Below are 14172 nucleotides of genomic sequence, written 5' to 3'. Positions count from 1 at the left end.
TATCGATGCGTCGAACCGGACGGCCGCTCAGACTTGCGCCCGCGCCCGCTCGACTTCGCTCGCCGGCACGTCCTGCTTGTCCTTGAGCAGCGAAAAATCGAAGTCGATCAGCGCGAACTGCCCGTCGACGCCATACGGCTTGCCTTCCGCGCCCTCGGCCTGCTTGATCTTCGGGATCAGCCCTTCGCGGGTCGCGAACGCGAAGTCGTCCCAGATGTGCGGGTCGCCTTCGATGTTGATCTGCGTCGTCAGCTTACGATATCCGTCCGCGGAAACGAAGAAGTGGATGTGCGCCGGACGATGGCCGTGGCGGCCGAGCAGGTCGAGCAGCTGCTCGGTCTTGCTGCCCGGCGGTACGCTGTAGCCGACCGGCAGCACGCTGCGGAAGCTGTAGCGGCCGTCGGCATCGGTGCGGATCGAGCGGCGCAGATTGAACGCGGGCTGCGATTGATCGAAGTACGAGTAGTTGCCGAGATGGTTCGCGTGCCACACCTCGACGAGCGCGTTCGCGATCGGCGCGCCGTCCTGGCCGAGCACCCGGCCGCGCATGATCAGCGTCTGGCCCGGATCGGTGCCGTCGTCGAGGCGCGCATGGCCGACCGATTCCGGTGCGCCCGCGACATACAGGGGGCCCTCGATCGTGCGCGGCGTGCCGCCCTGGAAGCCGGCCTTCTCCTCGGCCTCGTCCATCCGCACGTCGAGGAAGCGCTCGAGGCCGAGGCCCGCGGCGATCAGCCCGAATTCACGGCCGGCTTCGTTCAGGTAGTTGAGCGCGGTCCAGAACTCGCTCGGCTGCACGTCGAAGTCCTCGATCGTGTAGCAGATGTCCTTCACGATCCGGTTGACGATCGCGCGCACGCGTGGGTTGCCGGGCTTTTCCGCGGCGTCGTCGAAGGTCTTCAGCAGGGCGTCGATGGCTTGCTTGTTCATCTGTGTCTCCGGTTTCGGTAGTCGTGTCGTGGGGGATCAGCGGGCGTCTCGTCGCATCCGTTCGATGCGGGCCCAGTCGAAGGTGATGCCGAGGCCGGGCGTCGCCGGCAGGTGCAGCTTGAAATCCTGGTAGCGCAGCGGCTCGACGAGAATCTCCTCGGTGAGCAGCAGCGGGCCGAACAGCTCGGTGCCCCATTTCAGCGAGCCGAACGTGCTGAACAGCTGCGCGGACGCCATCGTGCCGGCCGCGCCCTCGAGCATCGTGCCGCCGTACAGGTCGATGCCGGCCGCCGACGCGATCGATGCGACGCTCGCCGCGCCGAGCAGGCCGCCCGATTGCGCGATCTTCACCGCGAACACGTCGGCCGCGCGGTCCTGCGCGAGCGCGAACGCATCGACGGGGCCGTGCAGCGCTTCGTCGGCCATGATCGGAATCCGCGCGAGCTGTGTGAGGCGTTTCAGCCCCGCGCGATTGGTCGCGGCGATGGGCTGTTCGACGAGGCTCACGCCGGCGTCCGCGAGGCGTGCGCCGGCCCGGATCGCGTCGGTTTCGCTCCATGCCTGGTTCACGTCGACGCGAACGTCGCCGCGCTCGCCGAGCGCGTGCTTGATCGCGATCACGTGCGCGACGTCGTCGTCGACCGCGTTCGACCCGATCTTCAGCTTGAATGCGCGATGGCGGCGCGCGTCGAGCATCGCCTCGGCTTCCGCGATGTCGCGCTGCGTGTCGCCGCTCGCGAGCGTCCATGCGACGTCGACCGCGTCGGTCGTGCGGCCGCCGAACAGTTCCGACAGCGGTACGCCGAGGCGGCGCGCCTGCGCGTCGAACAGCGCGGTTTCGATCGCGCACTTCGCGAACCGATTGCCCTGGAACAGCTTGCGCGCACGCGCCATCGCGGCGCCGGGGCGGGTTGCGTCCATGCCTTGCAGCAGCGGCGCGAAGTAGGTGTCGATGTTGACCTTGATGCTCTCGGGGCTCTCCTCGCCATACGCGAGACCGCCGATCGTGGTCGCCTCGCCGACGCCTTCGATACCGTCCGTGCATCGAACGCGGACCAGCACGAGGGTCTGGCAATTCATCGTGGCGACCGACAGTTTGTGGGGCCTGATCGTCGGCACATCGACGAGCAGCGTGTCGATGCGCTCGATGGTGGCGGCAGTTGCTATCATGCGATTCCTCCTGTTGGTGCACATGGTAGGAATTCCCGCCCGGCGTCGTCCAACACTCTTTCCGACTACTTCCATACCTTCGAGGCATGAAATGGAATTGCGTCAGCTCCGGTACTTCATCGCCGTCGCGGAGGAAATGAACATCACGCGGGCGGCGGAGCGGCTCCACATGACGCAGCCGCCGCTGAGCCGCCAGCTTCAGGCGGTCGAGGACGAACTCGGGTTGCCGCTGTTCGAGCGCGGTGCGCGGCCGCTGAAACTGACCGACGCGGGTCGCGTGTTCTATGCGCAGGCGAAGCGCGTCGTCGAGCAGGCCGACGAGCTCGGCCCGCTGACGCGGCGGCTCGCGCAGCTGTCGGAGCGGATCGTGATCGGCTTCGTGCCGTCGACGCTCTATGGCGCGCTGCCGGACGTGATTCGGGCGTTTCGCGAGGCGCAGTCGAACGTCGAGCTGTCGCTGATCGAAATGTTCACGCTGGAACAGCTCGGCGCGCTGAAGGGCGGGCGGATCGACGTCGGGTTCGGTCGCCTGCGCTTCGACGACGACCAGCTGGTGCGCGAGGCGCTGATCGAGGAAAAACTGATCGCGGCGCTGCCGGTCGGGCATCCGCTCGCGGATCCGGAACGGCCGCTGACGCTGGCGGACCTCGCGAACGAGACGCTGATCGTCTATCCGAGCACGCCGCGGCCGAGCTTCGCGGATCAGCAACTGTCCGCGCTGCGCGACGGCGCGCTGGTGCCGGCGGCCGTTCACGAGGTGCGCGAGCTGCAGACGGCGCTCGGGCTCGTCGCCGCGCAGGTGGGCGTGTCGCTGGTGCCGGAGAGTGTGGAGGGCGTGCGCGTGAAGGGGGTGGTCTACCGACGTCTGCCGGAGCCGGCCGCGACGTCGCCGATCATCATGAGCCGCCGGCTGCACGGCGAAAGCGCCGCTACGGCGACGTTCTGCGCGATTGCGCGGGAGATGATCGCGCCGGCGGCGTAACGGGGCTCGGCTCGAGCACGAATCGCAACTAACGGCCTATTTTGTCGTGCTCGTCCGAAAGGGAATCCGGCTCGCCGCCGTGGCTTCATGCCGTCGACCGCGCGCCGGCCGTCTATTAATGAGATAACTGGCTGGCGAGATAAGAGCGGCTCATGCAGCACGCAATTTAATGTATTAAAGAGATGGCTTAATAATGAGATAAAAAGGAGTTCTGGTCGATGAGAAATATTAATTCTTGCTATTTCTGGTTTTAATTATTGCAATATCGAATACTAAATCATCTGATTTTCTACCCGTAAACCAAGGTCATGGAGCGACATTTCCCATTCATTGTCGACCCGGAAAACCGGAGGAGAACGAGGTGAGTCAATTTGCGAAAAGCATAAAGTTCAGGATTTTTTCCACCCTTGCGGTGTGCGTCGTGTTGATGGTCGCAATCGGCACGTTCGGCGTATTCGGCTTGTCCAGACTGAATTCGAATCTCCATCGCGCCTATACGGGCAATACGGTGCCGATCGTCGAATTGACGGAAATCAGCGCGCTCGCGGTCAGCATACGGCTGCAAATGCGCCGGATACAGGCCGAGCACGACCCGGTGCGCACGCGCAGCGGGGTCGACGACATTCGCGTGCAACAAAGCCGTCTCGATACGATCTGGAATCGTTATTACGAGAAATCGATCACGAGCGACAAGGAACGCATCATCGCCGAGCGCATCCGGGGCGTGCTGCCGCAGTTCCGGGCCGGGGTGAACGACGTGGTCACGGCGATGGGCAGCGGGGATCACGACGCGGCCAGTGCGGTGATCGATCGACTGTCGCCGACCGCGAACCTGCTCAGGCAGGCGCTCCAGGAAGATATCGCCCTGAACGTCGAGCAAGCGAAATCGTTCGTCGACGACAGCGAATCGACCTTCCGCAACATTCTGTGGATCGCGATCGGCCTGATCGGCGTCGGCGTGCTGGTCGCGGTGTGGGCGTCCGCGCATCTGCTGCGGCACATCTCGACGCCGCTAGGGAAGGCCGTGCGCGTGGCCCACGAGATCGCGGGCGGCACGCTGGACAACCGGATCGACATCGACTCGCACGACGAATTCGGCCAGTTGCTCGGCGCGCTGGCGACGATGGACCGGCAGCTCAGCGCGACGGTGCGCGGCATCAAGCGCAGCGCGGAATCGGTTGCGATCGCGTCGCACCAGATCGCGAGCGGCAACGCCGATCTGTCAGCCCGGACGGAGGAGCAGGCCGCGTCGCTCGAGGAAACCGCGTCGAGCATGACGCAACTGACCGAGACGGTGAAGCAGAACGCCGACAACGCGCAGCAGGCCAATACGCTCGCGACGCGCGCGACCGGGATGGCCGATGCCGGCAACGACGCGGTGCAGCACATGGTCGCGACGATCGAGCAGATCAGCAGCAGCTCCAGCCGGGTTTCCGACATCACGGGCGTCATCGAGGGAATTGCATTCCAGACCAACATTCTCGCGCTCAACGCGGCGGTGGAGGCGGCGCGCGCGGGCGAGCAGGGGCGCGGTTTCGCGGTGGTCGCGACCGAGGTGCGCAACCTCGCGCAGCGCTCCGCGAGTGCCGCGAAGGAGATCAAGGAACTGATCGGCACGTCCGTGTCGATGATCCATGACAGCGAGCAGCAGGCCGCGGACGTCGGCGCGACGATGGGGCAGGTGAAGCAGGCGATCAAGCAGGTGTCGGATATCGTCGCCGAAATCGCGGCGGCGTCTCGGGAGCAGAGCCAGGGAATCGAGCAGGTCAATGTGGCGATCGGGCAGATGGAGGGCGTGACGCAGCAGAATGCGGCGCTCGTCGAGCAGGCGGCCGCGGCGTCTCATTCGCTCGAGGAGCAGGCCGGGCATCTGCAGGCGGCGATGTCGGCGTTCAAGCTTGGGCCAATCGTCAGCGACGAGCCAGCCGCCGCGGCGTCCGCGCTGGCGATTTCTCCGCCGGTGCGGGCGAAACCGCCGGTGGCGGCGCGGCTGCCGGACGCACCGGATGCGCAGGCGCTGCGCAGGTCCGCCGAATGGCACGCTTTTTGAGGGAAGGATCATGACCTATCCGACCCGGGCAGTGCTCACCCTCGAGGCGTTGGTCGATGCGTGCGCGCGTTTCGATCCATCGGACGTGGATCAGCGGTTGGTCGTGCGCACGCTGGTCGTGCCGATGCTCTCGCGGCGGCTGAAATGGCTCGGGCTGTTGTTGCGCGCGCGCCCGGACAGCGAAGCGACGCGCACGATGTTCGAGCAGGTCGAAAGCGCGCTGGCGTGTGTGTCGGCCCGGCTCGATGCGCGTGCGGCACCCGCGATGGACCGTGTCTGACGCCGGGCCGCCGGGCCGCCGGGCCGCCGGGCCCGCGGGCGGCGCTTTCGTGACGGGCGGTTCGGCGGTCGTTCGCGGGCGGATGACATGGAACCGAGCGCTGGCCCGTCGACGCGGGCACGCGCCTATCGCTGGCCGTCGAGCGTTTCCGATGGCGACTCGCCGAATTTTTCCCGATACGCGATCGCGAACCGCCCAAGGTGCGTAAACCCGCAATCGAGCGCGATATCGGCAATCCGACGGTGGGATGCCGCGCCGCGCAGCAACTCGCGCGCATGGTCGAGCCGCGTCGCGCGCAGGTATTGCATCGGGCTCATCCCGCGGAACTGCAGGAAGGCGTCGCGCAGCGTCCGTTCCGGCACGTTGGCGGCCTGGACGATATCCGCGAGCTGCAGCGGCTCCGCATAGCGCGCGTTCACGAACTCCTGCGCGCGCCGCACGAAGCCCGGCGCCGGGTCGCGGTGCGACGCGCGCAGCACGGACGGCGGGTGGCCTTCGATCAGCAGGTCGATCAGCAGGTGCTCGAGCTGCGACGCCACGCGCGGATTGGCGTTCGCGCGTTCGAGCAGTTCGGGCGAGCGGGCGACGAGCATCAGCTGTTGGCGCCACGCGGCGAGCGCGGCGTCGCTGATGTGCAGCACGGGGTCGAGCGTCGCGCGCGGGTCGCCGGTGAGCGAGCCGACGGTCGCCGCGTCGATGCGCAGCACGAACTGCTCGCAGTCGGCGGACAGCACCGCGTCGAAGCGCTCGCCGGGCGCGCACAGCACGCCCGTCTGCCCGTCGACGCCGAGCTGGCGTCCCATCGCGTGGACTTCCGCCTGCCCGGACAGGCAGAACATCAGCAGGTAATAGCCGTCGACGGCATCGACCTGCACGCGCATTGCATCGCCGAATGCGATGGTGCCCATCCCGAGCCCGCCGAGCCGCACGAAATCCATGTGCGACGCGCGTTGCAAGCGGCTGCTCGGCAGCAGCGCGTGCGGCTGCATCACGCGCGAGATCCGCTCGCGCGTCTCGTCGAGATCGCGGGATTCGAACAGCCGGTGCGCGCGCAGCGCGAGCGGCTCGAACGACGTTGGGGACATGGGCATCAACCTGATTGTGGACCGCGCGCGTCGATCCGACGAATGGGTCTCGATCGGATGCCGCGTCACGTGTGTCGCCATGCTAGCTCAGAAATCCGCCGAAAGTGGATATTGCGTCGCCGCAATCGCACTTTCCGGATAGACGCCGAATATTAGCCTTTCAAAAATGGACCCCATCTCACTAATGAAACGGAACCACAAGGAGTCCGACATGGAGCAGACAGAATCGCCCGTCGTATTCGCCACGCGTGACGACGCGTCCGATGTGCGTTTTCCGCACGACGACGGCTCGCGCGTGCCGTACAAGGTGTTCAGCTCGCAGGCCGTCTACGAACGCGAGCAGGAACGCATCTTCCGCGGGCCGACGTGGAACTTCGTCGCGCTTGAAGCGGAAATCCCGAACGCCGGCGACTTCAAGAGCACGTTCGTTGGCGACACGCCGGTCGTCGTCACGCGCACCGAGGACGGCACGCTGTCAGCCTGGGTGAACCGCTGCGCGCACCGCGGCGCGCAGGTCTGCCGCAAGTCGCGCGGCAACGCGAGCTCGCACACGTGCGTGTACCACCAGTGGAGCTTCGACAACCAGGGCAACCTGCTCGGCGTGCCGTTCCGGCGCGGCCAGAAGGGAATGACCGGAATGCCGGCCGACTTCGACCCGAAGCAGCACGGGCTGCGCAAGCTGCGCGTCGACAGCTATCGCGGGCTCGTGTTTGCCACCTTCAGCGACGAAGTGATGCCGCTGCCGGATTATCTCGGCGAGCAGATGCGGCCGTGGATCGACCGGATCTTCCACAAGCCGATCGAGTATCTCGGCTGCACGAGACAGTATTCGAAGTCGAACTGGAAGCTGTACATGGAGAACGTGAAGGATCCGTATCACGCGAGCATGCTGCACCTGTTCCATACGACCTTCAACATCTTCCGCGTCGGGATGAAGGCGCGTTCGATTCCGGATGCGAATCACGGGCTGCACAGCATCATCACGGTGACGAAGACGGGCGACGACACGTCGGCCGCGTACAAGCAGCAGAACATCCGCTCGTTCGACGAGGGCTTCCATCTGGAAGACGAGTCGATCCTCGATCTCGTGTCGGAATACGACGAGGACTGCACGAACCATATCCAGCCGATCTTCCCGCAGCTCGTGATCCAGCAGATCCACAACACGCTGGTCGCGCGCCAGATCCTGCCGAAGGGGCCGGACAACTTCGAGCTGATCTTCCATTTCTTCGGCTACGCGGACGACACGCCCGAGCTGCGCGCGCTGCGCATCAAGCAGGCGAACCTGGTCGGGCCGGCCGGTTACATCTCGATGGAGGACACCGAGGCGACCGAACTCGTGCAGCGCGGCACGGTGCGCGACGCCGATGCGACGTCGGTGATCGAGATGTCGCGCGGCAATCCGGACCAGCAGGACACGGTGATCACCGAAAGCCTGATCCGCAAGTTCTGGGTCGGCTACCAGAAGCTGATGGGCTATCGAAGCGGGAGCGCGGAATGATGGAAAACCTGACGGAAGACATGAAGACGTGGTTCGAGATTTACATGCTCCAGAACCGCTACATCGGCCACCTCGACAACGACCGGCTCGAACACTGGCCGGAAATGTTCACCGAGGATTGCACGTACGAGATCGTGCCGAAGGAGAACGCGGATCTCGGGCTGCCGGTCGGGATCGTCCACTGCACGAACCAGCGGATGCTGCGCGATCGCGTGGTGTCGCTGCGGCACGCGAACATCTATGAAGAGCACACGTACCGGCACATGACGTCGGGTCTCACGATCGTCGCGCAGCGCGACGGCGAGATCGACACCGAGAGCAACTACGTGGTCGTGCAGACGCGCAGCAACGGCGAATCGAACGTGTACCAGGCCGGCAAGTACTACGACACGGTCGTGCGCACGCCCGACGGGCTGCGCTACAAGACCAAGCGCGTGATCTACGACACGTCGCGCGTGCAGACGCTGCTCGCGACGCCGATCTGACAGCCAAGGAACCGACATGACCGAAGCAACGCTCGCCGAATGGCATCCGCTGGGCGCATTCGACGAATTCTCCGAAGACGAACCGGCGGCGCGCATCGCCGGCCAGAAGCCGATCGCGGTGTTCCGGATCGGCGACGAACTGTTCGCGATGCACGACCTCTGTTCCCATGGTCACGCGCGGCTGTCCGAAGGCTATGTGGAGGACGGCTGCGTCGAGTGCCCGCTGCACCAGGGGCTCATCGACATTCGCACGGGTGCGCCGAAATGCGCGCCGATCACCGAGCCGGTGCGGACCTATCCGATCCGGATCGTCGACGGGCAGGTGGAAGTCAATGTCGACTGACCCGTTCGTGATCGTCGGCGCCGGCCATGCGGCGCGGCGCACGGCCGAGGCGCTGCGCGCGCGCAACGCCGATGCGCGCATCGTGATGATCGGCGCGGAGCGCGAGCTGCCGTACGACCGGCCCGCGCTGTCGAAGGACGCGCTGCTGAGCGACGGCGGCGAGCAGCGCGCGTTCATCCGCGATGCCGCGTGGTACGACGCGCAGCGCGTCGAGCTGCGGCTCGGCACGCGTGTCGATGAGATCGAACGCGATGCACGGCGTGTGCGGCTCGACGACGGTGCGACGTTGCCGTACGCACGGCTCGTGCTCGCGACGGGTTCGCGGGTGCGTGCGTTCGGCGGTCCGGTCGACGAAGGCGTCGTTCCTCATTACGTGCGCACCGTCGCCGACGCGCGCGCGTTGCGGGCGCAGCTTGCGTCCGGACGCCGCGTGGCGGTGCTCGGCGGCGGCTTCATCGGCCTGGAAGTGGCGGCCGCGGCGCGCCAGCGCGGCTGCGACGTGACGGTGATCGACCCGGCGCCGCGCTTGCTGCAGCGTGCGTTGCCGGAAGTCGTCGGCGCGTATGCGCGGCAACTGCATGACGCGCACGGCGTGAACTTTCAGATGGCGACGCTGCCCCGTGCGATTCGCCGCGGGGCGGGTGGCGGTGCGATCGTCGAGACCGATCGCGGCGACGTGCCGGCCGATATCGTCGTGGTCGGGATCGGCGTGGTGCCGAACGTCGAGCTTGCGCAGGCGGCCGGCCTCGAGGTCGACAACGGGATCCGTGTCGATGCGGGCTGCCGCACGGCCGATCAGGCGATCTTCGCGGCGGGCGAGGTGACGATGCACTTCAATCCGTTGCTCGGGCGTCACGTGCGGATCGAGTCGTGGCAAGTCGCGGAAAACCAGCCGGCAATCGCGGCCGCGAACCTGCTTGGCGCGGACGAAACCTATGCCGAGCTGCCGTGGCTGTGGTCCGATCAGTACGACTGCAACCTGCAGATGCTCGGCTTGTTCGGCAGCGAACGCACGACGGTTGTGCGCGGCGATCCGGCGAGCGGGCCGCTCACGGTGTTCGGACTGGGCGACGATGGCAGGATCGTCGCGGTGGCCGCGGCGAACCTCGGGCGCGACATCGGCGCGTCGCGCCGGCTGATCGCGGCCGGGGCGGTGCCCGACCCGGTGAAGCTTGCCGATCCGGCGGTGAACCTGAAGACGTTCCTCTGAAGCGGCGCGCGAACGCGGCCCGCGCGGCCGCGTTCGCGTCGGCGTCCGGCGTCCGGCGTCCGCCGGCGGGTGGCCGGAAAGTCGATCGAAGGAATGCCTTCCGGGCAACCGTCCCGGCGCGCGCGATGCGCGCGGGTTTGTCGCGGGCCGACGATCGGTGCATATTAGCGGCATTGCCGTTTCACCGGTCGCCCATGACGCCAGACAAAGCTCTCGAACTGAAGCGCAGCAAGCGCCGCGCGCTATGGCTGCTGCTGGCCGCCGTCGCGGTGTTCGTCACGACGATCCTGCTGCCGCGCGGCCCGTGGGTCGACAGTATCAAGGCGGTGGCCGAGGCCGCGATGGTCGGCGCGCTGGCCGACTGGTTCGCGGTCGTCGCGCTGTTCCGGCGCGTGCCGATCCCGTTCGTGTCGCGCCACACCGAGATCATTCCGAAGAACAAGGACAAGATCGCCGACAACCTCGCGGTGTTCGTGCGCGAGAAATTCCTCGGCCCCGACGCGCTCGCCGCGCAGATTCGCCAGCACGACCCAGCCAGCAAGCTCGGCGCATGGCTCGGCGAACCGGCGAACACCGACGCGCTCGGCGGCTACGTGACGAAGCTGATGAGCTTCGCGCTCGACATGACCGACGACGCGCGGATCCAGTCATTCGTCCGCGATGCGTTCCGGGCGGTGATCGACCGGATCGACCTGTCGCAATCGGCCGGCGTGATTCTCGACACGCTGACGAAGGACGGCCGGCACCAGGCGCTGCTCGACGACGCGATCGAACAGGTGGTCGACGTGCTCGACAAGGAGGAGAACCGCGAGGTGATCGCGGGCTTCATCGTCGAATGGCTGAAGACGCAATATCCGAAGGTCGAGAAGATCATGCCGACGCAGTGGTTCGGCGAGAACGGCGCGCGCATGCTGGCGAGCGCGGTGAGCCGCGTGCTCGAGGGGGTGGCGGCCGACCCCGAACACGAGCTGCGGCAGCGCTTCGACCGCACGGTCGTGCGGCTGACGGAGCGGCTGAAGCATGATCCCGTGTTCATCGCGAAGGGCGACGAGATCAAGCGCTACATCCGCGACGGCGACGCGTTCAACGACTATGCGCGCGATCTGTGGGATCAGCTGCGCGCGTGGCTGAAGGCCGATCTCGCGCGCCCGGATTCGTCGCTGCACCGGCAGGCCGCGACGCTGGGCGGCTGGCTCGGCGCGCGGCTCGCTGAAAGCCCGGCGTTGCGCGCGTCGCTGAACGAGCATATCGAGAAGGCCGTGCACGAGATCGCACCGGATTTCGCGGATTTCCTGATGCGTCACATCCGCGATACGGTTCGCAACTGGGATGCGCGCGAAATGTCGCGGCAGATCGAGCTGAATATCGGCAAGGACCTGCAGTACATCCGCATCAACGGCACGCTGGTCGGCGGGCTGATCGGGCTCGGGTTGTACGTGGTGTCGCTGGTGCCGCATTGGGCCGGCGGATGGCTGCATTGATGCGGCCATCATGCACCTCGCACGCCCGCGCGCGCCGGCGAATCACGCGTGCGCCTTCGCGCCGTGCAGTTGCAGGCCGAGCGCCTTGATCACTTTCAGGATCGTGCCGAAGCTCGGATTGCCGTCGTGCGACAGCGCCTTGTACAGCCCTTCGCGCGACAGGCCCGCGTCGCGCGCGACCTGCGACATGCCGCGCGCGCGGGCGATCACGCCGAGCGCATGCGCGATGAAGGCCGGGTCGTCGCCGGCTTCCTGCAGACAGGCCTCGAAGTAGTCGGCCATGTCGTCGTCGGTTTTCAGGTGCTCGGCCGAATCCCACGGCCGCGTCTTGATCTTGTCCATCGATCACTCCAGATCGAGCCGCGCGAGCATCGCGTGCGCGGCGCGGATGTCCGCCTGTTGCGTCGACTTGTCGCCGCCGCAGAGCAGGATCACCCATATCGTTCCGCGCCTGACGTAGTAGACGCGATAGCCGGGCCCGTGATCGACACGCATTTCGACGACGGGGGAGCCGGCGGATTTCCAGTCGCCCCGATTGCCCATCGACAGACGGTCGATGCGCGCCTGGATGCGGCGCTTCGCGACGCGATCCTGCAGGCCGGCAAACCACGCTTCGAAGACGTCGGTGGTCCGGATACTGAATGTTGGTGCACTGTATGGCATGGATCGCGGCATGTCAACCATGGTTCACAGATTCGATGAGTGGAATTCGGTTGCCTCTACAGTAGGGCCGCGCGCGCCGTTTGACGTCGAATTGGCCGTCAGGCCGATCCTCTCGCGAGGCTGCCCCGGCCATTCGGTCGAAGTCGGGATTGCGCGAATCCGTCTACAATCAAAAACGTCCTTGTCGACCGCGCGTGCTTGCCGCGCGCGTGCCGTGTCGTGGTTTGTGTCCAGTAGGTAAAGCGTCCGCGTGCCGTAGGCCGGCGCGCGTTCTGAACGTCGCGCGCCCGTAAGCCGGGCAGGCGGCATAACCGAGAGTCCCCATGAAAGCATCGGATCTGTTCGTGAAGGCGCTGGAAGCCGAAGGCGTCGAGTACGTGTTCGGCATTCCCGGCGAGGAAAACCTCGATCTGCTCGAATCGCTGCGGCGCTCGAAGATCAAGCTCGTGCTGACCCGGCACGAGCAGGCGGCCGGCTTCATGGCCGCCACCTACGGCCGCCTGACGGGCCGCACCGGCGTGTGTCTGGCGACGCTCGGGCCGGGCGCGACCAACTTCGTGACGGCCGCCGCGTATGCGCAGCTCGGCGGCATGCCGATGCTGATGATCACCGGGCAGAAGCCGATCAAGTCCAGCAAGCAGGGCCACTTCCAGATCGTCGACGTCGTCGACATGATGCAGCCGCTGACGAAGTTCACGCGGCAGATCGTGTCGATCGGCAACATTCCGTCTGCGGTGCGCGAGGCGTTTCGCCGCGCGGAGGAGGAGCGCCCGGGTGCCGCGCACCTCGAACTGCCGGAGGACATCGCGCACGAGGAGGGCGACGGCAAGCCGATTCCGCGCAGCTACAGCCGGCGGCCGATCGCCGAGGAAAAGGCGGTCGCGCACGCGATCGACGCGATCCAGGCCGCGCGCCATCCGCTGTTGATGATCGGTGCGGGCGGCAACCGCAAGACGACCTGCAAGATGCTGCTCGAATTCGTCGACAAGACGGGCATCCCGTTCTTCACGACGCAGATGGGCAAGGGCGTGATCGACGAAACGCATCCGCTGTGGCTTGGCAACGCGACGCTGTCGGACGGCGACTTCGTGCATCGCGCGATCGAGCATGCGGACTGCATCATCAATGTCGGCCACGACGTGATCGAGAAGCCGCCGTTCTTCATGCGCGCGGACGACAAGACGGTGATCCACGTGAACTTCCTCGGCGCGCAGGTCGATCCCGTCTATTTCCCGCAGATCGAGGTGGTCGGCGACATCGCGAACGCGGTGTGGCAGATGAAGGAAGCGGTCACGCGCCAGCCGCACTGGGATTTCGAGCGCTTCACGATGATCAAGGAGCATTTCGACGCGCACCTGCAGAAGGGCCAGCACGACCCGCGCTTCCCGATGTATCCGGTGCGGATCGTGAACGACCTGTACAACGCGCTGCCCGTCGACGGGATCGTCTGCCTCGACAACGGGATGTACAAGATCTGGTTCGCGCGCTACTGGCGTGCGCACGAACCGAACTCGCTGCTGCTCGACAACGCGCTCGCATCGATGGGCGCGGGCCTGCCGTCGGCGATCGCGACGAAGATCGTGCACCCGCAGCGCAAGGTGATCGCCGTGTGCGGCGACGGCGGCTTCATGATGAATTCGCAGGAACTCGAAACGGCCGTGCGGCTGAAGCTCGACCTCGTCGTGATGATCCTGCGCGACGATGCGTTCGGGATGATCCGCTGGAAGCAGGAGAACATGAATTTCCCCGATTTCGCGATGACGCTGAAGAATCCCGATTTCGTGTCGTATGCGCAGAGCTACGGCGCGCATGGGCATCGCGTCGAAGCGGCCGATGATCTCGAGCCGCTGCTGCGCGACTGCTTCGCGACGCCGGGCGTGCATGTGATCGACGTGCCGATCGACTATTCGGACAACGAGCGCGTGCTCAACCGCGAAATCAAGCGCCTGTCGGCGCAACTCTGAATCCGCAGTTCACCGGAAGGAGCGTTCC

Annotated in this window: 14 protein-coding genes; 9 read left to right on the top strand and 5 right to left on the bottom strand. The window is 66.1% G+C overall.

Annotated elements, in window-relative coordinates; translation table 11 throughout:
* Window positions 1-27 precede the first annotated feature (27 nt).
* Together catA and FFI87_RS26590 are read right to left on the bottom strand one after the other, a co-directional pair.
* Window positions 28-930: a catechol 1,2-dioxygenase gene (gene catA, locus FFI87_RS26595; protein WP_138850134.1), complete on the bottom strand. Its 903-nt coding sequence runs from the start codon at window positions 928-930 to the stop codon at window positions 28-30.
* 36 nt (window positions 931-966) lie between these two features.
* Window positions 967-2100 carry a muconate/chloromuconate family cycloisomerase gene (locus FFI87_RS26590; RefSeq protein WP_138850135.1) on the bottom strand — a complete coding sequence of 378 codons (1134 nt, stop codon included), beginning with the start codon at window positions 2098-2100 and terminating at the stop codon, window positions 967-969.
* A gap of 91 nt (window positions 2101-2191) precedes the next feature.
* On the opposite strand from FFI87_RS26590, the gene FFI87_RS26585 reads away from it, so the two are divergent.
* The 3 genes from FFI87_RS26585 (at window position 2192) to FFI87_RS26575 (ending at window position 5412) form a co-directional block, all read left to right on the top strand.
* Entirely contained in the window at window positions 2192-3082 is an 891-nt protein-coding gene (locus tag FFI87_RS26585) for a LysR family transcriptional regulator (protein ID WP_138850136.1), read from the top strand.
* 361 nt (window positions 3083-3443) lie between these two features.
* Window positions 3444-5132 carry a methyl-accepting chemotaxis protein gene (locus FFI87_RS26580; protein WP_138850137.1) on the top strand — a complete coding sequence of 563 codons (1689 nt, stop codon included), beginning with the start codon at window positions 3444-3446 and terminating at the stop codon, window positions 5130-5132.
* A gap of 10 nt (window positions 5133-5142) precedes the next feature.
* The gene (locus FFI87_RS26575; protein ID WP_138850138.1) at window positions 5143-5412 is read left to right on the top strand and encodes a hypothetical protein; all 270 of its coding nucleotides are present in this window, start codon (window positions 5143-5145) and stop codon (window positions 5410-5412) included.
* A gap of 125 nt (window positions 5413-5537) precedes the next feature.
* Here the strand turns inward: FFI87_RS26575 and andR are convergent, their stop codons facing one another.
* Complete coding sequence (gene andR, locus FFI87_RS26570) at window positions 5538-6497, bottom strand: anthranilate 1,2-dioxygenase regulatory protein AndR (protein WP_138850139.1); 960 nt, start codon at window positions 6495-6497, stop codon at window positions 5538-5540.
* A gap of 211 nt (window positions 6498-6708) precedes the next feature.
* Between andR and andAc the strand changes: the two genes are divergently transcribed.
* The 5 genes from andAc to FFI87_RS26545 all read left to right on the top strand — a co-directional run bounded on the left by andAc (window position 6709) and on the right by FFI87_RS26545 (window position 11517).
* Window positions 6709-7998, top strand: a complete 1290-nt coding sequence (gene andAc / locus FFI87_RS26565) for an anthranilate 1,2-dioxygenase large subunit AndAc (protein ID WP_012365539.1) — start codon at window positions 6709-6711, stop codon at window positions 7996-7998.
* Complete coding sequence (gene andAd, locus FFI87_RS26560) at window positions 7995-8483, top strand: anthranilate 1,2-dioxygenase small subunit AndAd (RefSeq protein ID WP_011660415.1); 489 nt, start codon at window positions 7995-7997, stop codon at window positions 8481-8483. Before andAc ends, andAd begins: the two co-directional genes overlap by 4 nt.
* A gap of 16 nt (window positions 8484-8499) precedes the next feature.
* Entirely contained in the window at window positions 8500-8826 is a 327-nt protein-coding gene (gene andAb, locus FFI87_RS26555) for an anthranilate 1,2-dioxygenase ferredoxin subunit AndAb (protein ID WP_012365540.1), read from the top strand.
* Window positions 8816-10036, top strand: coding sequence for an anthranilate 1,2-dioxygenase system ferredoxin--NAD(+) reductase (andAa, locus tag FFI87_RS26550; RefSeq protein ID WP_138850140.1), 1221 nt, complete (start codon window positions 8816-8818; stop codon window positions 10034-10036). Before andAb ends, andAa begins: the two co-directional genes overlap by 11 nt.
* Window positions 10037-10230: 194 nt before the next feature.
* The gene (locus tag FFI87_RS26545) at window positions 10231-11517 is read left to right on the top strand and encodes a DUF445 domain-containing protein (RefSeq protein WP_138850141.1); all 1287 of its coding nucleotides are present in this window, start codon (window positions 10231-10233) and stop codon (window positions 11515-11517) included.
* Window positions 11518-11559: 42 nt separating this feature from the next.
* Here the strand turns inward: FFI87_RS26545 and FFI87_RS26540 are convergent, their stop codons facing one another.
* Together FFI87_RS26540 and FFI87_RS26535 are read right to left on the bottom strand one after the other, a co-directional pair.
* Window positions 11560-11859, bottom strand: coding sequence for an addiction module antidote protein (locus FFI87_RS26540; RefSeq protein WP_006750245.1), 300 nt, complete (start codon window positions 11857-11859; stop codon window positions 11560-11562).
* Between the two features lie 3 nt (window positions 11860-11862).
* Entirely contained in the window at window positions 11863-12180 is a 318-nt protein-coding gene (locus FFI87_RS26535) for a type II toxin-antitoxin system RelE/ParE family toxin (protein WP_138850142.1), read from the bottom strand.
* Window positions 12181-12503: 323 nt separating this feature from the next.
* Here FFI87_RS26535 and FFI87_RS26530 point away from each other — a divergent pair, with 323 nt between their 5' ends.
* Window positions 12504-14144 (top strand): acetolactate synthase large subunit, encoded by a 1641-nt coding sequence (locus FFI87_RS26530; protein WP_012365545.1) that lies wholly within the window; start codon window positions 12504-12506, stop codon window positions 14142-14144.
* Window positions 14145-14172: the final 28 nt, after the last annotated feature.

This window comes from Burkholderia sp. KBS0801, assembly GCF_005937855.2.
GTDB classification, from domain to species: Bacteria; Pseudomonadota; Gammaproteobacteria; order Burkholderiales; family Burkholderiaceae; genus Burkholderia; species Burkholderia ambifaria.
The sequence above is the reverse complement of the archived record's forward strand: the minus strand, read 5'-3'. Positions and strand labels throughout refer to the sequence as shown.